At 32.6% G+C, this 23,643-nt stretch carries 18 protein-coding genes; 11 read left to right on the top strand and 7 right to left on the bottom strand.

The window, feature by feature from the left end:
- Nucleotides 1-41: 41 nt before the first annotated feature.
- On the bottom strand, nucleotides 42-1,217 hold the full coding sequence (glp, locus tag DK508_RS19020; protein ID WP_109302367.1) for a gephyrin-like molybdotransferase Glp: 1,176 nt from the start codon (nucleotides 1,215-1,217) through the stop codon (nucleotides 42-44).
- Between the two features lie 190 nt (nucleotides 1,218-1,407).
- Nucleotides 1,408-1,977 carry a hypothetical protein gene (locus DK508_RS19025; RefSeq protein ID WP_109302368.1) on the bottom strand — a complete coding sequence of 190 codons (570 nt, stop codon included), beginning with the start codon at nucleotides 1,975-1,977 and terminating at the stop codon, nucleotides 1,408-1,410.
- Between the two features lie 340 nt (nucleotides 1,978-2,317).
- Between DK508_RS19025 and DK508_RS21275 the strand changes: the two genes are divergently transcribed.
- The 3 genes from DK508_RS21275 (at nucleotide 2,318) to DK508_RS19035 (ending at nucleotide 5,181) form a co-directional block, all read left to right on the top strand.
- A complete protein-coding gene (locus tag DK508_RS21275; protein WP_160114795.1) occupies nucleotides 2,318-2,470 on the top strand; it encodes a hypothetical protein in 153 nt (50 codons plus the stop codon).
- Between the two features lie 94 nt (nucleotides 2,471-2,564).
- Nucleotides 2,565-4,496 carry a hypothetical protein gene (locus DK508_RS19030; protein WP_109302369.1) on the top strand — a complete coding sequence of 644 codons (1,932 nt, stop codon included), beginning with the start codon at nucleotides 2,565-2,567 and terminating at the stop codon, nucleotides 4,494-4,496.
- Nucleotides 4,497-4,512: 16 nt separating this feature from the next.
- Entirely contained in the window at nucleotides 4,513-5,181 is a 669-nt protein-coding gene (locus tag DK508_RS19035; protein ID WP_109302370.1) for a response regulator transcription factor, read from the top strand.
- A gap of 757 nt (nucleotides 5,182-5,938) precedes the next feature.
- Here DK508_RS19035 and DK508_RS19040 read toward each other — a convergent pair.
- From DK508_RS19040 to DK508_RS19050, 3 genes are read right to left on the bottom strand one after another with little or no spacing between them, the layout of a single operon-like run.
- Nucleotides 5,939-8,500: a carboxypeptidase-like regulatory domain-containing protein gene (locus DK508_RS19040; protein ID WP_109302371.1), complete on the bottom strand. Its 2,562-nt coding sequence runs from the start codon at nucleotides 8,498-8,500 to the stop codon at nucleotides 5,939-5,941.
- Nucleotides 8,501-9,409, bottom strand: a complete 909-nt coding sequence (locus DK508_RS19045; RefSeq protein ID WP_109302372.1) for a FecR family protein — start codon at nucleotides 9,407-9,409, stop codon at nucleotides 8,501-8,503.
- Between the two features lie 13 nt (nucleotides 9,410-9,422).
- A complete protein-coding gene (locus DK508_RS19050) occupies nucleotides 9,423-9,941 on the bottom strand; it encodes an RNA polymerase sigma factor (protein ID WP_109302373.1) in 519 nt (172 codons plus the stop codon).
- Nucleotides 9,942-10,250: 309 nt separating this feature from the next.
- Between DK508_RS19050 and DK508_RS19055 the strand changes: the two genes are divergently transcribed.
- Nucleotides 10,251-11,228, top strand: coding sequence for a hypothetical protein (locus DK508_RS19055; RefSeq protein ID WP_109302374.1), 978 nt, complete (start codon nucleotides 10,251-10,253; stop codon nucleotides 11,226-11,228).
- A gap of 12 nt (nucleotides 11,229-11,240) precedes the next feature.
- Nucleotides 11,241-11,696, top strand: a complete 456-nt coding sequence (locus DK508_RS19060) for a DUF6438 domain-containing protein (protein ID WP_160114796.1) — start codon at nucleotides 11,241-11,243, stop codon at nucleotides 11,694-11,696.
- Nucleotides 11,697-11,851: 155 nt separating this feature from the next.
- On the opposite strand, the gene DK508_RS19065 is transcribed toward DK508_RS19060, so the two are convergent.
- Complete coding sequence (locus DK508_RS19065; protein ID WP_109302376.1) at nucleotides 11,852-12,565, bottom strand: LytTR family DNA-binding domain-containing protein; 714 nt, start codon at nucleotides 12,563-12,565, stop codon at nucleotides 11,852-11,854.
- On the bottom strand, nucleotides 12,565-13,644 hold the full coding sequence (locus tag DK508_RS19070) for a sensor histidine kinase (protein ID WP_109302377.1): 1,080 nt from the start codon (nucleotides 13,642-13,644) through the stop codon (nucleotides 12,565-12,567). Before DK508_RS19070 ends, DK508_RS19065 begins: the two co-directional genes overlap by 1 nt.
- Before the next feature lie 142 nt (nucleotides 13,645-13,786).
- Here DK508_RS19070 and DK508_RS19075 point away from each other — a divergent pair, with 142 nt between their 5' ends.
- The 6 genes from DK508_RS19075 to DK508_RS19100 all read left to right on the top strand — a co-directional run bounded on the left by DK508_RS19075 (nucleotide 13,787) and on the right by DK508_RS19100 (nucleotide 23,619).
- Nucleotides 13,787-16,060 carry a GH92 family glycosyl hydrolase gene (locus DK508_RS19075; RefSeq protein WP_370443858.1) on the top strand — a complete coding sequence of 758 codons (2,274 nt, stop codon included), beginning with the start codon at nucleotides 13,787-13,789 and terminating at the stop codon, nucleotides 16,058-16,060.
- Between the two features lie 106 nt (nucleotides 16,061-16,166).
- Nucleotides 16,167-17,921, top strand: a complete 1,755-nt coding sequence (locus DK508_RS19080; RefSeq protein WP_370443859.1) for a sodium:solute symporter family protein — start codon at nucleotides 16,167-16,169, stop codon at nucleotides 17,919-17,921.
- Between the two features lie 44 nt (nucleotides 17,922-17,965).
- Nucleotides 17,966-20,398 carry a discoidin domain-containing protein gene (locus DK508_RS19085; protein ID WP_160114797.1) on the top strand — a complete coding sequence of 811 codons (2,433 nt, stop codon included), beginning with the start codon at nucleotides 17,966-17,968 and terminating at the stop codon, nucleotides 20,396-20,398.
- 27 nt (nucleotides 20,399-20,425) lie between these two features.
- Nucleotides 20,426-21,403: a glycoside hydrolase family 130 protein gene (locus DK508_RS19090; protein ID WP_109302381.1), complete on the top strand. Its 978-nt coding sequence runs from the start codon at nucleotides 20,426-20,428 to the stop codon at nucleotides 21,401-21,403.
- Nucleotides 21,396-22,508 (top strand): carbohydrate-binding family 9-like protein, encoded by a 1,113-nt coding sequence (locus DK508_RS19095; RefSeq protein WP_109302382.1) that lies wholly within the window; start codon nucleotides 21,396-21,398, stop codon nucleotides 22,506-22,508. Before DK508_RS19090 ends, DK508_RS19095 begins: the two co-directional genes overlap by 8 nt.
- A 1-nt stretch (nucleotide 22,509) precedes the next feature.
- A complete protein-coding gene (locus DK508_RS19100) occupies nucleotides 22,510-23,619 on the top strand; it encodes a family 10 glycosylhydrolase (RefSeq protein ID WP_109302383.1) in 1,110 nt (369 codons plus the stop codon).
- Nucleotides 23,620-23,643: the final 24 nt, after the last annotated feature.

The raw sequence follows: 23,643 nt of genomic DNA on the forward strand, positions 1-23,643 counted from the left end.
TAGATTAAATTTTTATGAAAATTCTAAATTTTTCGCAGTATTTATGGCAAATTAACTATTTGTACAGGATCTCCAATTTCAACATTTGATACTTCTTCGGGGAGATAAACCATAGCATTGGCTACAGAAAAAGATCTAAGCATTGAAGATGCCTGTCCATCCAAAATAGTAACATTATTTTCAGAAATTATAGCTTTCAAAAACTCTGCTCTTTCTCCTTTTTTTGAGTAATTCGTATTAGAAATGGCAGTACCTCTTTTTGTAGAAGAATGTGTGTTTCCACAGGTTTTTAATAATGCCGGGAGTACATATATGTAGAAACAACTAAGTGAAGAAGCTGGATTACCGGGTAGAGCAAAAATAATTTTCTCTTGTTTTTTTGCAAAATATAAAGGCTTTCCTGGTTTCTGTTTCACCTTATAAAAAACTTCTTCTACAGCCAAAGCCCTGAGTGCTTTGCCTACAAAATCATAATCGCCAACAGATATTCCGCCAGAGATTAGGATTACATCGTGATTTTCAATCGTATCTCTTATAAGGTCTATTGTAGCGGTATATTCATCAACAACTTTATAACAGGTAATATTAGAAAATCCTGATTGAGTACACGCACCTTGGAGCATGGCAGAATTACTTTCATATATCTGCCCATGCAGTAAAGATTGCCCTGGAGGAATTAATTCATTTCCTGTTGTGATAATAGCAATAGATGGTTTTTGATATACTGTTACAGTTGTGATTCCTAAAGTGGCTAAATATCCAATTCCTGCAGCGGTTATAAGTGTTCCTTTAGGTAATGCAATATCACCTTTTTTGATTTGCTCTCCTATAGGACGAATATTGGCATGGAGCGAAACAGAACCTTGGGTACTAATTTGGTTACCAGAAACCGTTACTTTTTCTTGCATGATAACGGCTTTAGCACTTGGTGGTACAGGAGCTCCTGTAAAAATCCTGATAGCTTCCCCTTTTTTTATATTTGGATTCTCAATGTCACCAGCTTTTATCTCACCCGATAATATGAAATTATCTTCTTCGATAGACCCTAATGCATACCCGTCCATAGCAGATTGCCGAAAAGGAGGCATGTGTATAGGAGAAATAATATCACTTACTATAACATGGCCGAGGGCTTTGATAATAGGCAAAGTGGTAATGTTTTCTGTTTTTTTAGTATGATCATGAACTAGTTGAAGAGCTTGCGGTACAGATATCATATTTACTTTTCGTTATATATGTAAAAATACAACGAAATTTGATGTATATAAAAAGAACATTGAGAATTCTTACTTACATGAGATGAAAAGCCAGGATAACCTCCTGGCTTTTATAGTTGTGGTTTGGAAAGTAATTTTGTTTATATATTTTTTGTGGTTTGAGAAATTATTGGTTTTAAGAGTTAATGTATCATAGAGATACAATGGTCGTAATCTTAAGAGAAGGGTTGATTTGAGAAATGATCGTAATACTTTTATCGGTTTTTTCGATCACTTTAGTTTCTGGGATATCAACTATTTCATTTTCTCTTTTAGATAATAGTTGTCCTGCTCTTTGCAAATAAGAACCTGTTTGATACTTAAATACTGGTGGTTTTAACTCTTCTTTATTTACCAAATTAGATTTTAGGTAAATAGAAAGTGGTCGAGGTTTAAAATCAATCAGCCAACTAATCAGTTCTAAATTTGCAGGAGTAGTAGATTTAGTTTCTCCGGTTAAAAAATTAATAATCGGTTTAAACTTGTCTCCTTTCATTCGTTCGATGGCGTATAATTTGTTTTCTCCATCCTTAAATTGAAAAAAACGGTTTAAAATACCTTCATCGTACTTTTCCTTTCTTCGAGGCAATAGCCACATACATGCCTCTTTAATTTGTTTGCGCGTAGGTTCAAGAAGATAACTGCTCATCTCTCCGCCTTTTTCCCTTTTGTACTTTTCAAGAATTTCATTCTTGTAAGTAACACTTGTTTTTCTCTCCATGTTATGTTGAATTATTGGAATCTTCGGGATTTCGAAGGAATCTTTGGAATCCCTGGAATTGTTTATGCATATAGACTGGGGTTCTCATTAAATTCACATCAACAACTAGTTCCGGTTACATATTGCTAACATAGTAAATGTATAAACTCAGTTGTTACGGAAATCCGTAAGGTGATCATCAATGGCAATGGAAAGTAGCCAAAGAGAGTCACTTCAGATTTCAACTTTCCGCAAAACAAAAAAGGAGTACTCCCTTATTTAGTAAACGATTGCTATACCCATTTTTCTGGTTTAAATCCAGACAGCAATCCCATTGTATAAACCTAAAAATTAAAAGATTATGAAAACTATTTTTTACATATTAATCGCCCTTTTTATTACAGCAAGTGTAACCTCATGTACCACTGATAGTATTGCTGATGAAGATATATCCATAGAAACTTTCGCAACTGAAGGAGAAGATGAGCATATGGAGGGAGAAGATGAAGGCTAGGATATGCTGTTATAAGAACTAAAATTATTAAATTGGGTGTATATATTATAAATAGATAATATATACACCCAATTTAATTTAGTAATTTTGGGATATGAAACTTTGGCGTGTCAATTTCCCTTTCTCAATAAGAATATGGGGACTTATATCTTATATAAGTTTTTCAACTTTTGGTCAAGAAAAAGAGAAATCTTCATTGACTCCTATACAGTTGGACAGTACGTATTATTACTTTAAACTAAGTAAAGAAGATTCGGTTCCTCGAAATGAAAAATTAAAACATATCAACTCTTTTTTAAGTGCTTCAAAAAGATTTCCACATGATTCTCTACTATATATTGGATTAATGAGGAAAACAACCTTGTTAGGTCAACTTAAAAAGTTTGATAGTGCAATTGTTTATTCTAAAAAATTACTTAGTGTAGCAGAGAAAAATCAAGATACTTCTTACATGATTAAGGCATACGCAAAACTGGGCAGGTACTATAAAAATAATAATCAACTTGCCCATGCTTTTAAGAATTATAATGAATCGTTTAAGGTATCAAGAATTCTTATGGATAGTATTGCAGCTGGAAAAAGTCTACTGCAGATGGCTAATATACAAGCTTCTTTAGGAGATTTTTCGGGAAGTAAAACGACAGCAATTGATGGAATAAGATATATAGAAAACACTACGAATGTTCAAACACTCTCAGGACTATATCATATTATTTCGGTAGCAAATCGCGAGCAAAAAAATTATGAAGATGCCCTAAAATACAATGATAAAGCTTTTGAAATAGACAAGAGTCGAAATAGTATTCAGGTGTTTAAAAATACTAGAGCTAATATATTATCTGATCAAAAAGAATTTAAAAAGGCAATTGATATTTTACAAGAACTAATGTCTGATAGTACTATTCAGAAAAGTAAAAGTAAATATGCAAGAGTAATAGATAATTATGGATATGAAATGTGGTTGCAAGATCCAGAAAATGAAGATTCCGAACAATTACTTTTGACGGCTAAAGATATGCGAGAAAAAACGCAAGATATTTCCGGATTAATCGCTAGTAACATACATTTGACTAAGTATTATCTTGAAAAAGAAGATACAAAGGCATTGTTATATGCTGAGGCAGCTTATGAAAATGCAAAAAAAAGACGCAGCTTAACTTCTGTGATTGAGGCTTTAGAATTTGTGTTCAAACTTAAAGATAATATCAAAGAAGAAGCGCTAGAGTATGACAGAGTTCATAAAGAATTACAAACAATTAATCAAAGCAATCGCGAGATTTATGGCGTAACCAAATATGAAAATGATAAACTCACTACTGAAAACTTAGTTTTAAGAGCAGAAACTGCAAAAAAAGAACGGCAACGGGTTATTTATCTGTTTGGGACTATTATTCTTATACTAACAGGTGGATTTGTTTTTTACTTTTTAGAGCAACGTCATAAAAGAGAAATTATCCGAGATGTTTATAATGCCGAAGCTCGTATTTCAAAAAAACTACATGATGAACTAGCTAATGATGTATATAACGTGATGATCCAGATACAAAACGATCAAAGTAATCAGGATGTGTTGGATAAATTAGAAGACATTTATAATAGTACTCGTGATATTTCGCGAGAAAATAGTAGTTTTAATGAAGGGCGAGATTTTTCGCAAGAACTTAATCATATGTTAAGTGGTTATAGTGGTGATTATACCAAAATTATTATTAAAGATATAGATGAGATAGCCTGGCAATCTATTACTCCCGAAAAGAAAATTATCGTACATCGCGTATTACAAGAATTAATGATCAATATGAAAAAACATAGTGATGCAAGTTTGGTAGCGGTTACCTTTAAAAAAAGCCCTAAACAGATAAAAATAACCTATGCAGATAATGGTTTAGGTGTTGATAAAGAAGGAATTATGTATAGTAATGGACTGAGGAATGCGGAAAACCGTATAAAAACAATTGGAGGATCATTTATATTTGAATCCGAAATAGGAAAGGGCTTTAAAGCCAGTTTATGTTTCCCAAACTAATTATAATAACGAGCTTATGTTTAATAAAGTCTTAGTCAACGAAGATCTCGGAAGTATTAATCATGGAATAGCACATATTCTTCATGATAGAACTGGAGTAGAAGAGATACAGCAGGCACAATATTGTGATGATGCTTATCTTAAGTTTAGAAGAGCCAAAAGAGATGGCCATCCTTTTGATTTATTAGTAACTGATCTTTCTTTTAAAGAAAGTCATAGAGAACGAAAACTTATTTCGGGCATTCAACTTATAGAAGCTATACGATCCATACAACCCGATATTAAAATTGTTGTATATTCAATGGAGGATAGACCGGCAAAAGTAAGATCTCTTTTTGCAGATCAATGTATAGATGCTTATGTATGCAAGGGCCGCTATGGATTAAATGAACTCGTGCAATCGGTATCTGAAGTCTATAGTAACAATCGTTTTATATCACCTCGATTGGCAAGTATTATGAGTAAAAATAATGTTTTTGAACTTAAAGATTATGATCTTTTATTATTAAAACATTTGTCTGATGGATTAACACAAGAACAAATTGGAGAGTATTTTAGAAAAAATCATATTTCTCCAAATAGTATTAGTTCTATAGAAAAACGACTTAATAAATTGAAGTTCAATTTTAAGGCCAAAAATGCAATTCACCTGGTCGCTATGACCAAGGATTTGGGCCTCTTATAATTCAAACTAAAAATAAATAAGAATTCCTTACGGGAAGCCGTAAGGAATTGTCGTTTATTAATTTTAACTTTGAAATCAGCTCTTTTGAAACGTGTGAAAACGTATAAAATTATGGGTTTTTTAAAGAGTGTTTTTAGATTTTCGAAAATAAAACAACCCCGCAATTGTAAAACTTTGGCGAGCCAACAAAAGCAGGGTCTGAATAACGATTGATCTAATATAAATCAACCATTAAATGGATGCCTTTTAAGGGTGCTATATTCAAAAAACGAGTTGAAATTTGATTATAGAAACCTCTTGGATCCGAATATAATTTTTTTATAACAAATGGGTGAATACCTATTTTCCTAATGCACAATATAGTAAGAAGCTTTTAAATATTTATAATTTTATAGAGTTATTTATTCTTTTTTTGGTTGATTTTATTAGCTCATATATTATTTTTTTCGATTTATATAATTATTTTTTTTGTACAAGATTACTTTAGTTTTTTGATTTTTAAAACATAATTACAAAAGGTATAAATCAAATATTTCTTGTGTTAAGAAACGAATTAAACATACACTAATTTACTTATGGCGGACTTTAATTGGTTGTCAAAAAAACATACTTGCTCGTCCCATGCTATAAAATAAGAAGCAAAATATGTTTTGATAGATATTATAAAGTTCAGATATGGTGTGATTTCATACCCAGGTAAAAGCCGGATTTCTTAGATCCGGCTTTTATTGTGTTTTTGGCAAGTAATAATTTATGATCAAAAACTTAGCCTAAAAGTTATATTAGGAGTTACACCCAAAGAATATTTATTGACTTCGCGGAGCTCAAAAGAGATATTATTATCATTGTCAGTTATTTGGTATAAAGGATAACTTCTGTTTAATGTATTCTTTTTTCCGTATACGTTTAGCAGCGAAAATCCTATACGTCCTTGAGTAGTATCGTTTTTTGCCGACCAATTAAAATCATATACTACAGAAAAATCAAGACGATGATAATCGGGTAGATTTTTAGAATTTACAGGGTCATAGACTATAGATGGATTATTATCGTTATCAACTATAAACCCCAAAGCCGGAGTATACGGCGTACCCGTACGATATTTCCAACCTAAAGAAAATTGAAGTGTTTTCCATTGATAAGCATGGGACCAGGATACAGAATGGGCAATGTTGGTATTTCCTTTAAAAGCGTTACCTTGATTAATCATATCAAATACGAATTCGGTATCTGAAAGAGAATACCCTAACCATGTTGAGTATCTTCCTGCTTTTTTCTTGAGTAAAAGATCCACCCCCATAGAGGTGCTTTCTCCTTTAGAAAAAGCACTTGGCGCAGACTCAAATCCTCGAGTTAAAGAGGTAAGTCCTTTGATTTTTTTATAATAAATATCTAAGTCAATATTCCAATTTTTTTTATGAAACAACCCTCCTAGGGTATATTGATTGCTCCTTAGTAGTGGTATCAGACCTTCTTGAGCTACAGTCCATATTTGATTTTCGAGACCAAAATTAAAAGTGGCAAATTCTATTACCTGGCTAATGGATTGATTTTTAACCTCGGCAGACCCTTTTACTCTAAAATGGTTTCCTAATTTTCTTTCTACATAGAGTCTAGGCTCAACAAAAGAAGATTGTAATGATGAGTAATAACTGCTTCGCGCACCAATACCTATGAGCCATGTTTGGGGAGCACTATATTGTAAATTAGAATAGATACTATGTGTTGGGTTTTCTTGAGAATCTTCGGCAATAAATTCGTTTTCTTGTATAAAAAAAGCTACACGATTACTGTGCAATTGATAACCATTAGAAAACGTAAAATGGTCATTGATATTCCAGTCTGTATGAAACGAAAAACTATACTCTTTGATAGTATTTTCTTTTACGATAGTTTGATCCCGATTAACAAATAAGTTTCTCCCTCGATATTCTAGATCATATTCAGAATGTGATAATTCTGTTTTTGAAGAAAATCGTTTATTCCATTTACTTCTCCATGAAATATTTACACCAAAATTTTTGATTGCCAATTCATCACGAGATGTATCAATAAACTCAATATCCTGAAAAGAATAATCTAATTTATTTCGAGTAAAAAGACTAGAAACCGAAATTGTATTATTTTCAGAAAGTTCTGCAATTAGTTTTAAAGTAGCATCTGTAAAATAAAACAACTCTTTTGTCTCTGTAAATTCTGGATCAAAGGTCGACCTATTATCTGTAATACTAGTGTTCTGAAAAGCACGATCAGAATATGTATTTATAGTGGGTGTTTCTATAATATCAGTTATGGATCTTCTGACCGACATCAAGATGGCAACTTTTTTTGAAAGAGGAAGTTTGATAAACCCATCGGCATGTGTCATATTTACACCAAATCCACCTTTTATTTTATGAGGTACTTTTTGATCTGTTTTAATGTCAATTACTCCAGAGACTCGATCCCCATAGATGGGTTGTGTCCCACTTTTGTATACCGTAATATCATTAGTGATATATGGATTAAAGGCAGAGATTAGCCCAAAAAAATGGTCAGAATTATACATTTTGATACCATCCCACAAAATCAAATTTTGATCAGGTGTACCTCCTCTAATATAAATTCCCGATGCAGTTTCTAAAGGGCTTTCTATACCTGGCAATAATTGAATGCTTTGTAAAATATCTGGTTCTGATAAACCCGAAATTATATTTGAATTATTTGGCTTGATACTTACCGATCCATCTCTGTTTTTTACGATTCCAGAGGTGAGGTATTCTTTTATGACTACCTCATTTAAAACAAAACCTTCTGATGATAATACATACGTATCACAATTAGAATTAATTTTATTTTTGACATTAATAGAAAGGGTTTTATATCCTAAATATGAAATGGATAATGTGTCGGATAGGTCAACATCGGTTATGCTGAAAAACCCTTTTTTGTTAGAGGTAGTGCCAGTTTTTTTTGTTTCGTTTATAATCGAGGCACCTTCAATAATAGTATTTGTTTTATCGGTCAAATACCCACAAATGGTTATTGTTTTGGCGAGTTTAACAACATAATATTTATCATCTATTTGATTAAAAGAAATTGGATATTGATCAGTTATTGAGGCTATGATTTCTTGCAATGAAATGGCATCCTCACTTATAGAAAAGATTATTTCAGAGAATGATGTGGCGTTGTATGAAAACTTCACACCAAAGAGCGTTTCTATTTCAGATAGAAAACTATCTAATGTATAATTGGTAAGATGAACTCCTTCTTTCTTTTGTTGAGCTTGTGTGCAAAAAGAGAAAAAGAAAATAAAGATTAAAAATTTATATTTCATTTATTCTTCAGACAATTCTATGCTATCTTTATCTATAAAAGTATACTTAATATTCATAGCATCAAAGACCGTGTGCAATGCATTCTGAAGGTTGTTATGTGTAAATCCTCCGCTATAGCGTTGATTGATATTAACTTTTGCGGTTTCAATGGTTATATTATATTGTTTTTCGAGTGTAGTAATAACTTGTAATAAAGGAGAATTAGTAAAACTACTTTCTCCAGTAGTCCATGAAGGAACAGGGTCGTTTAATTTCCATTCTTCAAAAGATGAATTGATACTTCGTATAGCTTCTCCTTGAGTTAAGATTCGAGATGATGTATTATTTTCTACTTTGACCTTGCCTTCATAACAGATTACTTCAAAGAGATTGTTGTTGGTGTTAATGTTAAACTGTGTTCCTAGAACAGATACTGTATTCGTATTAGATTTTACTATAAATGTATTTCCTTTTTTTACCTTGAAAAAGGCTTCGCCTTCTAAAAAAACCATACGTTCTTTTCCTTCCCAATTTCCTTTATTATAATAAATTTTGGACTTAGCATTTAAAATAGCCTCAGAATTGTCTGGAAGTAGGATGGTAAGCTGTTCACCAAAACCAGTTTGATGTGTTGTATTTTGATTAAAGAAAAACGTAAACCCTAGAATTAAAGCAATACTAGCTGCAACTGCGTATGCCCATTTTGGAACAAGAGGGATAGCCTTTTTGTTTTTAGAAACATCGTCTTGTATACGATTAAAAAGTTGTTCTCGATCAACTGTAGGTACATCTAATAATTCTGTTCCTTGCAGAATAGTTTTGTATAGTTCATAATCCTTAGTTTTTTTGAATGCGTTGATTTCTTCTTCGGATAATTCGCCACTAGCCCATTTGGCTAAAAAGTTATCTATGTTGTCTGACTTTTCCATTATTTCTTCAAAATTAGATGGCTTGTCCTAGTTTTTCTCTTAACTCTAACAAGGCCAAATGCATTCTGCGTTCTACTGCTTTTTGGGTTAATCCTATAATTTCGGCAATCTCCCGATAGGTTTTCTTATCTTTTCTGCTTAACAAAAAGACCTCTCTTTGTTTCTCTGGCAGTTCGGCAATGCAACGTTGTAATTTTATCATAAACTCTTTTTCTTCTAAAAGAAACTCTGGACTATATTCATATCCTATAGAAGAAAAACTTTGTTGATTATATTTTAAAATCACTTTTTCATGTCTTAAATCATTAAAAAAAGCATTTTGTGCTACCTTCATTAAAAATGATTTTGCTTTTTCAAACAGTACTTTTTTACAATTTCTCCAGAGTTTAACAAAAGCTTCTTGTGTGATGTCTTCTGCCTGTGCCATATTCCCACATTTATAATATATAAAGTTGAGAATTACCTCAGAATGATTGTCATAAATCATTTTAAAGGTTTTTTCTTCACAAACAGATTGTTGTTTTTTGGGCATTTCAGAAATACTTAGCTTTTTTCAAAACTAATGTATTTATAGAAAAGTATAGATAGATAGTATTTTTTCTTTCCAATAATAGGGTATTACGATCGTAAACTTTTTTAAAATGTGTTATACCATTTAAACATCTGTTGCTTCGTTATGTCTGTTTACTCTAACAACACGAGAGATTGTATTTACCCTATTTAGAAATAATAATAGGGATGTTTTTTTACTTCAAAAAAAAATGAAGAAAAAAAAATAGGGTGTACTTAAAGTTTGTTGTTGTGTTATAAAAGACGTTTAATTTTTAAATCAAAGAAGATTATGAAAGACACAAGAAGATGGAAATATATAGTAATTCTTTTTTTAAGTGTTATCACCCTTACGTTTCAATCTTGCAATAAAGATGATGATGCAGGGCCAGAAGAAAATTCTAATGTAGATAATAATGGTGGTGATAATGAAAATGAAAACCAAAGCGAAGACCTTAGAAATGTAACGTTGTATAAAGTTGATGGAGAAAATATTGTTAAAGAAAGAGATTTTAGTGTCACTGGGCAAGCATTAGCACTGCAAAAAGACACACAAAAACATCAGGAGATATGGAATCTTGTAAAGGATATAATCCCATTAGATTATAGATCAAAAATGAACGAGTTTATGATCTATACTGGAGAAAAAAGTGGTATTGCTGGATATGTAGTAGAACGAACTCCGGACCTTTCAAAATGGCAAATGGGTATTGCAATAGATTACGCCTATGAAGGAGGTTTTAATGCGGGAGGAGAATTGGCATACACTATTGTGCATGAATTTGGTCATATTATTACTTTGGATATAAAGCAAGTTGATTCCTCTATATCATCAGGCAATTGTAAAAGTTTTTTTACAGGAGAAGGTTGTGCTAGAGATGATTCTAATATCAATAAAATTTATCAAAATCACTGGGCAGATATTTGGACAGAATTTCAGGATATAAATAGCGAAAGTGATGCACAAAAATTCTATGATAAATACAAAGAACGCTATGTAACTCAATATGCGTCTACAAACCCAGGAGAAGATATTGCAGAGGTTTTTGCAACGTTTGTTACAAGAGCAGGGGGAGTGAATGGAGATAATGGAGCAGAGAAAAAGATTCAGATTATGTATGACGATGGTGAGATGGTAAAATTAAGAGATTATATACGAGGCAATATTTCTAAAAGTAGTAGAAGTTTCTTACCAGCGCCAGGGACATGGAAAAATGCAAATACGTTTGGAGATAAGAATAAAATGCATTGTAGTCATCATAAAAACTAAAACAGTTGAAATATGAAATATATAATGATATTACTGATAATGATCAATTTTTCTTGTCAGTCTACTAAGGATGCCTCTAAGGTTTCGACAAATGAAAATGAAGCTATGATCTATTATGCTAAAGGACCATGTCGAGGAAAATGCCAGGTCTTTGATATGTGGATCTATGAAGATGGTTCGATCTCGTATACAGGAATCCGTAATGTAACTGTAAAAGGAAATATAAAAGGAAAATTGCAGGAACAGGAATTAGAGGATTTAAAAACAATGTTGGATAAACCTGAAGAAGATATCACGTTCAAAAAAGTATGGGATTGGCCAACTACGACTTTACGATATAAAAATAAAGAGTATAAATATTATTCTTCTAAGATCGATGGAACTAGAAAAAAATTAGATACAAAATTAAAAAATATAGTACGTAAAATAACAACAGATACAGAGCATCGCAAAAACAAACATGGATGATTTTCTCTCTCTCCTAATTAATTAGGTGTTTGCAAAAATAGATGTGATTTTAGGGATTAGTAATATTTGATATTATAATGGGTTACCCATGCCGTCTATTTTTGAACCTGATGAGGACACTCATCAGGTTTTTTTTGATTATTATAGAAGTGTATTTATTCTGAATCATTAAAAATTCTATTTTTAACTTCATTCAAATAACTTCTGCCGATAGGATATCTAATATCTGCTATTTCTATACTATTACCCTCAACAGTATCTACTTTTTCAATTGATATGGTATATGACCTATGAATTCGTATAAATTTATCCGATGGTAGTTCATCTGTAAAACTACTAAGAGTTTGATGTATAATATATTTATCTACAACCGTATTTATTTTGATATAATCTCCCAAGCTTTCTACAGATAATACTTCGTCTAAGTATATCTTTTTCATCTTTTTCTTATCAATCTTAATAAAAATATAGGCCCTTTCGTTATGGGTGGCAAAGTCATCTTTTTGTTGATACCCCTTAATTTTAAAAGCTTTATTTATTGCCATTATGAACCTATGAAAAGAAATAGGTTTAACTAGGTAGTCTACAACCTCTAGTTCATAACTAGCTACTGCAAATTCTTCGTGAGCAGTTGTAATTATGGTTAATGGTTTTTGAGGAATACTTTTTAAAAGATTTAGCCCATCTAATAAGGGCATGTTGATGTCTAAAAACAGGAGATCAATTTCGTGATTTCTTAAATAGTCAACACTTTCTGTAGCATCATTAAAAGAACTTAGAAGTGTAAGCCCTTTGGTTTGATTTATATAGTTTTTTATTACGTTGATGGCTAATGGCTCATCATCAATTATTACACATTTTAAATCCATTACACTTTGATTTTTAAATCGACTACATATAGATTATTGTTTTCACCTATAGATAATCGGTATTCTTCTTTTTTATACCCTAATTCTAGTCTTTTTTTAACATTTCCGATTCCAATCCCTCCGGGATATGATACAATTTCGTTGTTGTTAGTTTTGGTAGGAATTGGGTTTGAAATTTTGAAATATAGAAAATCATCAATTACATTAAAATCAATATTTATTTCGATCATTCCAATATTTTTATTTGCTCCGTGCTTAAATGAGTTTTCTATGAAAGCAAGTAATAGCATAGGAGCAATTTCTTTGTCCTCAATTTCACCAGAAATATTGATATTAATTTTTAATAAATCACCATATCTGATTCGTTCTAAATCTAGATAATTCTGTAGACATATAATTTCTTTAGAGAGACTTTGTCTTTTCTGATTGGTTTCATGAAGTAAATACCTCATGAGTTCGGATAACTTCAGAATAGTTTTGGGCGTTTTTTCTGATTTTTCTACTGCCAGAGAGTAGATGTTATTTAAGGTGTTAAAAAAGAAATGCGGCGATATTTGTGTTCTTAAAAAACGTAGTTCAGTTTCTAATTGTAATTTTTCTACATCGATTAGTTTTTTATGCTCCCGCAACCAATCTAAAGTAACTTTTATAGCCGCTACAAAGGCCATAACATAAAGCTCTCCTAACATCATTTCAATAGCATAATTTAAGGTGAGTTTATTGGTTACTTCAGGACCTTCGGGCCAAACATTATGGCTCACCATAAAGTAGGTTAAATAAAATTTTGCCAATAACATTAAAAACAGCGAAATCATTACAGATATTACATATAGTAGATATTTGCGTTTATGAATAAATTTTGGCATTAAGTAATAGATGTTGAAATAACTTAACGTCATATGTATAACAAAACCTAATGCAGTAGTTTTAAATGAGTACACATAATCATTGAAATAACTTCCCCATCTAAAAGTGGTAAATAGAAAATATACCAACCAGAATATTACATGATGTTTTAATGTGATATTATAATTATTACCCGGAGTAATATTTATAAGATGTCTAATTTTTTGAAACATATTCCCCTTGTTTTTTTTAGACGTTTAACAGAGTTACGCTGTTATTGGTCTAAAATTATTCTTTTAAACATAAGATTTGTAAATATTTATATTATTGTTGTTTTTATGATGTGCAAATCATTAAAACACTAAATATATGCAGATGAAAATACTTTACAATATTAGACTATTACTAGTGATTTTATCAATTATAATTTTTTCGTGCAACAGAAAAGAAACTCATAGTAATGGTGTAAATATAATAGAAACAAATTTAACCGAGTTTGTTGATCCTTTTATTGGAACCGGAGGTCATGGTCATACATACCCAGGAGCAACAATACCTTTTGGGATGGTTCAAGTAAGTCCTGATAACGGCGTGTCAGGATGGGATTGGTGCTCTGGATATCATTATTCAGACTCAAAAACTATCGGTTTTAGCCATTTGCATCTTAGTGGAACGGGAATTGGCGATCTTACTGATATACGGGTAATGCCAATTAATAAAAAAGTAGACCTTACAACTCCTGTAAACACCCGGGATGAGATACCGTATATCTCGAAGTATTCTCATACTAACGAAAATGCTACTCCCGGATATTATAGCGTTTTCTTAGATGATTTTAACATTAAGGCAGAACTCACTGCTGATCTTCGAACTGCTTTTCATAGATATACGTTCAGAGAAGGAGATGATCAATCTTTAATTTTGGATTTAGGATATACCGTGAATTGGGATAAAACAGTTGATTCGCAAATCAATATTGAAGATAAATATACCGTCTCAGGATATAGATATAGTACGGGATGGGCAAAAAATCAAAAAGTATATTTTGTATTGCAGTTCTCAAAATCAATTAATGGATATGATTTATACAAGAGTAATACAAAAGTAGAAAGATCAAATACGGTAAAGGACACTGCTACTTCTGTGCAATTGTTTTTTAATGAAGTTGTAAAAAATCAATTAGAGGTTAAAGTAGGGGTCTCTTCTGTAAGCATTGATAATGCAAAGAAAAACATTGCAGAACACAAGAATAATTTTGAGTTTGATTTGGTGAAAGAAAAAGCACATTCTTCTTGGGAGAATGCACTTTCTAACATAAATGTGGAGACAAAAATAGATTCTTTAAGGACTATTTTTTATACAGCATTATATCATTCTCAAATTGCACCAGTAACTTACAGTGATTCTGATGGGGCATATAGAAAAGAAAACGATACAGTTTCCTATGCAGATAAATTTGTTGCCTATTCAACACTTTCTTTATGGGATACTTTTAGGGCAGAACACCCTTTACTTGTTTTACTGGCTCCGGATAAAGTTTCTGACATGATCAATTCTATGTTGGCGTATTATGAAGACAAAAAAATATTGCCTGTTTGGACTTTGTATGCGAACGAAACAAATACGATGACAGGATATCATTCAGTTTCTGTAATAGCCGAAGCATATCTAAAAGGTATAAGAGGGTTCGATATCGAAAAAGCATATGAGGCTATGAAACAAACTATGATGCAAGATGAGAGAGGGTTAAATTTTTATAAGGAATATGGATATATCCCGTATGAATTATTAGATGAGTCCGTAACCATAACGTTAGAGTACGCTTATAATGATTGGTGTGTAGCTCAAATTGCAAAGGCTTTACATAAAAATGAGGATTATAACTACTTCTTAAAGCGATCAGAAGCGTATACTCATCTTTTTGATCCAGAAACTGGATTTATGAGAGGAAAAAATAAAGAAGGTGTAGCATGGCATGAGCCTTTTGACCCAAAATTTTCGGCACATCGAGTACACGCCGATTATACTGAAGGAAATGCTTGGCAACATAGCTGGTTCGTACCTCATAATATTGAAAGACTCATACAATTATTTGGTGACGAGAATACTTTTGTAACAAAACTCGAACAATTATTTACTGAAGACTCTGAAATAACAGGAGATAATGTTTCTGCCGATATCTCTGGTTTAATTGGACAATATGCGCACGGTAATGAACCAAGTCATCATATCGCATATATGTTTAATAAAGCTAATGCCCCTTGGAAAACTCAATATTGGGTACATCAAATATTAAAAACACAATATAATACTACTCCTAAAGGACTTAGCGGTAACGAAGATTGTGGTCAAATGTCTGCATGGTACGTATTCAGTTCCTTGGGGATTTATCCAATGAATCCAGCATCTGGCGAATATCAAATAGGGAGTCCGCTCTTTGATAAATCGACAATAAAAATAAAAGAAGGCGTTGATTTTACTATCGAGGCAGAACAAGTATCCGATGCTAATATATACATACAATCTGCAACCCTAAATGGAAAAGAATTAAATCGATCATACATTACTCATCAAGAAATTATGAATGGAGGGACATTGCACTTTGTAATGGGATCATCTCCTAATAAAAACTGGGGAGTAAAGAACTAATAGACTTTAAATGAATCTAGCTACCATTGATATTGTAATAATAATTTGTTACATCATTATTACACTTCTTTTAGGATTTTATGTTTCTAAAAAGGCGTCGAAAGACATGAAATCTTACTTTTTAGGAGGAAATGAAATTCCGTGGTACTACTTAGGACTATCTAATGCATCTGGGATGTTTGATATCTCTGGAACAATGTGGGCGGTAACGGCAATGTTTGTTTATGGTGTTAAAAGTGCATGGTTACCTTGGTTGTGGCCTGTATGGAATCAAGTTTTTATTATGGTGTTTTTAGCCGCTTGGTTGAGACGATCTAATGTAATGACAGGGGCGCAATGGATAACATATCGATTTGGAAAAGATTTGGGAGCTCGTTTATCCCATATCATTGTAACCGTTTTTGCTATTATAAGTACACTAGGTTTTATTGCATATTTTTTTGAAGGAATAGGAAAATTCGCAACCATATTTTTTCCTTGGGATTTGTCATTTGCTATAGGTTCGTTAGGGATTTCGTCAGAGCAATCTTATGCACTTATTATTATTGCTATAACTACGATATATACTTTGAAAGGGGGTATGTATAGTGTTGTAGGTACTGAAGTTATTCAATTCGTAATCATGACAATTTCTTGTTTAGTGATTGGGTATATTGCATTTACAACCGTAACAGCAGAACAAATTACTACAGCCGTACCAGAAAATTGGAAGAATTTGTTTTTTGGGATGGAGCTTGATATAGATTGGACAGGTTATATAGATAGCGTAAATACCAAAATTGAAGAAGATGGATTTTCACTTTTTGGATTTTTATTTATGATGATGATTTTCAAGGGGATTTTTGCAAGTCTTGCAGGACCAGTGCCAAGCTATGACATGCAACGTATATTATCTACAAAAAATGAAATTGAAGCGTCAAAAATGAGTGGGTTAACAATAGTGGTACTATCTATACCTCGTTATCTTATGATTGCAGGTTTTGCAATCTTAGGATTAGTCTATTTAGGACCTGAGCTGCAGATAGCGGGATCTGGAATAGATTTTGAAACAATACTACCTGTAGCAATTCAGCGATTTATACCTGCAGGCCTTAAAGGGTTATTACTAGCAGGACTTCTAGCTGCTTTTATGGGTACTTTTGCAGCTTTTATAAATGCTGCGCCGGCATATTTGGTAAATGATATTTATAAAAAATATATAAGACCTAATGCTTCTAACAAAACATATATTCGATTTAGTTATTTATCGTCGATACTCATCGTGATTATTGGTTTGTTATTTGGGTTTTTTGCTTCCTCGATAAATACGCTTACCGTTTGGTTAACATCTGCATTATATGGGGGGTATGCTGCAGCAAATATGTTGAAATGGATTTGGTGGCGTTTTAATGCTTATGGTTATTTTGGTGGAATGCTAGCAGGGCTTATAGCGGCTTCTATTGTGCCAGGCTTTTTTCCCGAAACATCGGCTATTTATTTATTTCCAATCATATTGTTACTATCTTTTATAGGATGTTTTTTAGGAGTTTATTTGGGAAAACCTGATGATATGGAAGTATTAAAAAACTTTTATAAAACCACAAAACCATGGGGATTTTGGAAACCCGTATATAACCAACTAAAAAAAGAAGATCCAACATTTATAGCAAATAAAGATTTCTGGAAAGACACTTTTAATTGTGTAGTGGGAGTTGTTTGGCAAATGACATTTGTCTTAATCCCTATCTATTTGTTGATTAGAGAATATGAACAATTATTTGTAGTACTTGTATTGATGATTATTACATCAATAACATTAAAATATACTTGGTATAATAAATTAGGAAAATTAAAAGGGAAAGTAGTAAAAAAGGATATGTAAGGTTTAATAGTATGGTCTTAAAATTATTTATTAAATATTATATAATGAAAACACACAAGCTTTTTTTTCAGCAGCTAATATTGCTATTATTTATAGTAGTTAGCACTCAGGGTATTAGTCAAGAATCAGCTATATATGCTGGCGGCCCGATCTATAACAATAGAAACTCATCGATAAATGAGTTGCGAAATTCTGGATACACAACAGTAATCGTATGGACTATTCATATAGAGTCTAATGGAGATCTAGGGTTTAATGGAGAATTTCCGTTAGTCCAAAATGGAGTTTATGTGGGTGATCAGAGTTACCCTAATTTCCCAAATGATATCGTGTTGTTAAAAACAGCCCCTACTTCTATTAATAGAGTAGAGTTTGGCCTTGCGGCTGCAGGATCGGGAACATTTGCTGCTGTTCAGAATTTTTATAATTCAGAAGGTTTTGGACCCGGAACAACACTTTATGATAACTTTACAGCACTTAAAGCTGCGATTCCTGGGATAGATGCTTTTAATAATGATGATGAAAGCACCTATCACGCTCCTTCTGCTGTGGCATTTACTAAAATGTTAGCGGGGTTAGGATATAAAAATGCAATAGTACCTTATCAAAATAGTAATTTTTGGAGAACTTTAGTAACAAAGGTAAATGCTGCCTACCCAGGAAATATAGATAGAAATTACTTGCAGTGTTATGCTGGAGGAAGTGGTAATAATCCCTGTTCATCTACATGGGATTTTGGTATTCCTGTTTTTCCTGGTTTATGGGGAGGTTCTGGACAATCAAGCGTAGCTAGTGTAGAAAGTAGAATGAGTTCTTGGGAGAATAGTTGTGGTATAACAGGTGGTTTTATGTGGATCTATGATGATTTTGATAATAGCCCGTCTGTAGCTGCATATGCTGAAGCTATTAATACTGCCTTAGCACCAGCTGGTATTCCTGGCACAGCCAACACACCTAATCCCGTTAATGGAGGAGCGGGAATAAGTACGGGTACGTCCCTATCATGGTCTGCCGGATCAGATACAAATTCTCATAATGTATATTTTGGAACGAGTTCAATCCTTGGATCCGCCGATTTTAAAGGAAATCAAATAAGTACGTCTTATACACCAGGATCTCTAAACACAAGTTCTACATATTATTGGAGGGTAGATGAGGTAAATTCGTTGGGAACAACTACTGGTCCTGTTTGGAGTTTTACGACAGGAACATCAATCTCTGTAGATCATACAAATCCTGTTGGAACAGGAACGATAACTGCTAGAGCGCAAATTAATGCAGTAGAAAGTGCAGATAGAGTTTTTGATAATTTATCCTCGAATGGTGCACAAAATACAGATTGGAGTAAGTGGTTAGATAATGGAGGAGTTCCAAGCACATCAAATCCAAGTTGGATTCAAATTCAATTTCCAGCAGCACTTATTGTAAATAAAATAACAATAACTAGCGCAAATGATGTACCGGATAGAGATCCCGAAAATTTTAATATTCAAGGATCTAATAACGGAACCAGCTGGGTTACTTTAAACAGTTGGTCTGGGCAAACATGGGTAAATCGTTTCGAACGAAGAGAATTCGACTTTACAAACACCAATGCATATACATATTACCGACTTAATACCACAAAAAATAGGGCTAGTATTAATATGACTCAGATATGTGAAATTGAACTTTTTGGCCCCCTAGGAACAACAAATCCTCCAACAGGTTGTACAAGTTGTATAGATTTTAATACAGTTACACTAGCTTCATATTCTAATCAAGATGCCGATGGAACCAATGTTATAGAAGATAATGGACAAACAGCTCGTCTAGTAAATAATACCTGGAAACGTTCTACAAATTCTTATGTAATAACTGCAAATACAGTCCTAGAGTTTGATTTTAAAAGTACTTCAGAGGGTGAGATTCATGGGATAGGATTTGATGAGGATAATTCATTAAGCAGCAATAGAATTTTTAAGGTGCACGGAACCCAAAACTGGGGAATTAGAAGTTTTGATAATTATGATACTCCCGGGAGTTATAAAACGTATATTATTCCTATAGGGAGTTCCTATACCGGGAGTGCTATGAACTTGATACTTGTAAATGACAATGATAGTGGTAGTGGCAATAATAGTTCTTTTAGAAATGTCAAAATATATGAAAGTTCTAGGGCGCAAACTTTTTCAAAATCAAGAACTATAGTAGCTAATGAATTGGATGATGAACCCTTAAAAGAGTTCGGGATAGATAAGATGATTGTATATCCAAATCCATTTACTAATGAGATAAAATTAAGCTTACCCAAAAGTCATGACTTTACAAGAGCAAGAATATATAATATAACAGGACAATTAGTTGCAGAAAAGAATATCATTTCTGGGGCCAAGGCTACAGTGTTTAATACCCTTGGGCAATTAAACAGTGGGATATTTATAGTAAAACTTGAAGGAGAAAAAGAAACAATCCTATATAAGCTCATTAAAAATTAATAGTTACAGAAAATAAAAAAGGAAAGAGTGAAAAATGAAATTCCATGGCAGGATAGGCCTGAAGGGTGTAAAGATGTTGTTTGGAGATATGCGGAAAATCCAATAATACAAAGAGATGCAATCCCTTCATCCAACAGTATATTTAATAGTGCTGTTGTTCCTTTTAACGATGGATTTGCGGGGGTTTTTAGGTGTGATAATAAGGCTGTGCAAATGAATATTTTTGCTGGTTTTAGTGATGATGGTATACATTGGAAAATTAATCATGAACCAATTGTAATGCAGCAAGGAAATACAAAAATGATTCTTTCTGACTATAAATATGATCCACGGGTTACTTTTATTGAAGATCGATATTGGATTACATGGTGTAATGGGTATTATGGCCCTACGATAGGAATAGCGTATACCTTTGATTTTAAAGATTTTTTTCAATGCGAAAATGCTTTTTTACCGTTCAATAGAAATGGAGTGTTATTTCCCGAAAAAATTGATGGACGATATGCCATGCTAAGCAGACCAAGCGATAATGGTCATACTCCTTTTGGAGATATATTTATTAGTTATAGTCCCGATATGAAATATTGGGGAGAACATAGAAATGTAATGCAGGTGACTCCTTTTGAGGATAGTGCGTGGCAGTGCACCAAAATAGGGGCAGGATCAGTACCGTTTTTAACCCAAGAAGGTTGGCTCATGTTTTATCATGGCGTTATACATACATGTAATGGATTTCGTTATGCTATGGGAGCGGCTATTTTGGACAAAAATAATCCTGAAATTGTGAAATATCGAACAAAACCATATCTCTTAAGTCCATCGGTAGGTTACGAGCAGGTTGGAGATGTACCAAATGTTATATTTCCTTGTGCAACACTACATGATATTGAGCAGGATAAAGTCACTATTTATTATGGAGCTGCAGATACAGTAGTGGCAATCGCTTTTGGAAGAATAAGTGAAATTATTAAGTTTACTAAAGAAAACACACTACAGTATGATTAAAGCCAGTTATGATACTTTAAGAATAGAAAAACTTCGTAAAATATTTTGCGTAGCAGTTCTGTTTTTTACAGTGTCATGGTCTTATGCACAAGAGAGTAAGAAGGCAGTAAGTCCCAAAACATATATATCATATTTTATAGATCAAACTATAGTAATAGATGGTTTAGGTACTGAAGAATCATGGGAAAAAGTGAAACCTACAGAGGCATTTATAGATATTGAAGGAGTAAAAACTCCTAAGTTTAAAACAACTCTAAAAATGTTATGGGACCAAGATTATATATACTTCTTGGCAGAAATGGAAGAACCTCATGTATGGGGAAATCTAAAAGAACGAGACACTATTATTTTTTATAATAATGACTTCGAGATTTTTATAGACCCTGATGATGATACCCATAATTATTATGAGTTTGAGATTAATGCTCTTAATACACTTTGGGATTTATTTATAACAAAACCCTATCGTGAAGGAACTCCAGTGTTAAACGATTGGGATGCAAACGGTTTGAAATCGGCGGTAAAGATAAATGGAACTCTAAATAATCCAAGCGATATCGATAAAGGGTGGACGTTAGAAATCGCAATTCCTTTTAAAGTTTTTAAAACATCGTACTACCATAAAAATACTCCAAACAATACTTTTTGGAGAGTGAATTTTTCGAGAGTAAATTGGGATTTCGAACTTCAAAAAAATAGCTATCAAAGAAAGAAAAATAATCAAGGAAAATTTGAGTCAGAATATAATTGGGTATGGTCTCCTATGGGAGTTATTAATATGCACCAACCAGAAAATTGGGGTTACGTTTATTTCTCCTCAAAAAAAGCTGGCGAACTGGATATATTCAAAATACCCGAAGATCAAAAAGTAAAACAATTCTTGTATTCTCTTTACAGAAAACAAAAAGAATTTTATAAAAAGAATAATAGATGGGCAACAACTTTTAACGAGTTTGCATTAGATGATCAGAAAATAGATGGGAATAAGGTTATTCGAACTATAGAAAATCATCAAACAGGATTTAACATAACCGTAGTGAGTCCTTATACTAACCGTTTGTTTATTATAAAAGAAGACGGTAAAATAATTCAAAAAGTAGATTGATATGAAAGTTTTCAAAGTCATATATGTATGCGCTGTGCTTATTCTTATCGGTTGTAAAACCGAAGAAAAAAAGGAAAAAGTAATAGAAAAAGAAGTTGTAACCGTTATGAAAATATCACCATTTAAATATTGGACCTGGATAACTGCTGATCTCTCAAAACCAGATGTAGAATACATAGAAGAGTTTAAAAAATATAAGAAAAATGGTATAGATGCAGTATTGATTAATACGTTTGCGGATCCCGAAATTTTAAAAAACTTAACTGAGTTAGCAGTTAAAGAAGGATTAGAAGTGCATGCCTGGATGTTTACAATGAATAGGCCAGATGATGCCGTTGCTTTGCAAAACCCAGAATGGTATATGGTGAGCAAAAATGGTAAATCTTGTTTTGATGATAGGCCATATGTGGATTATTACCAATGGTTATCGCCTAGTCATCCACAAGCTCGACAACACATCTGGGATTTGGTTGAAGGTTTAGCTAAAGTTAAAGATGTAGCAAGCGTACATTTAGATTATATTAGATATCCTGATATTTTTCTACCTATAGGATTGTTACCAAAATACAATTTGGTCCAAAATGAAGAATTACCAGATTTTGATTTTGATTATTCTCAAGCTGCAGTAGAAAAGTTTGAACAATTGTATGGCAAAGATATTAGGCAAGTCGAAGTTCCAGCAATAGACATTGAATGGAAACAGTTTAGATTAAATGAAATCAAAGCGGTAGTAGATGGTGCATATGATATAGCACATAAGCATGGAAAACAATTGACAGCAGCAGTATTTCCTTATCCCGAAATGGCCGATCATATGGTACGACAACGTTGGGATAAATGGAAAGTTGATGAGGTGTTGCCGATGATATATTATAATTTTTATAATGAAGAGGTCGACTGGGTAGGTTTTGCTACCAAACAAGGGGTAGAGGATCTTCAAGGAAAACCAACCAGATTGCATACAGGTATTTATTTGCCTCCAATGAGTGCAAAAGATGTTTCTGTGGCAATACAATTGGCAAAAGATAATGGGGCTTCGGGAATATCTTTTTTCGATGGCGGTGCAATAACTGAGGAACAGTTTGAAGTAATAAAAATGTCTAAACAATAACAAAGAAATAAGTCTGATCTTAGT

Origin of the sequence: Aquimarina sp. AU474 (genome assembly GCF_900312815.1) — a bacterium.
Classification (GTDB): Bacteria; Bacteroidota; Bacteroidia; order Flavobacteriales; family Flavobacteriaceae; genus Aquimarina.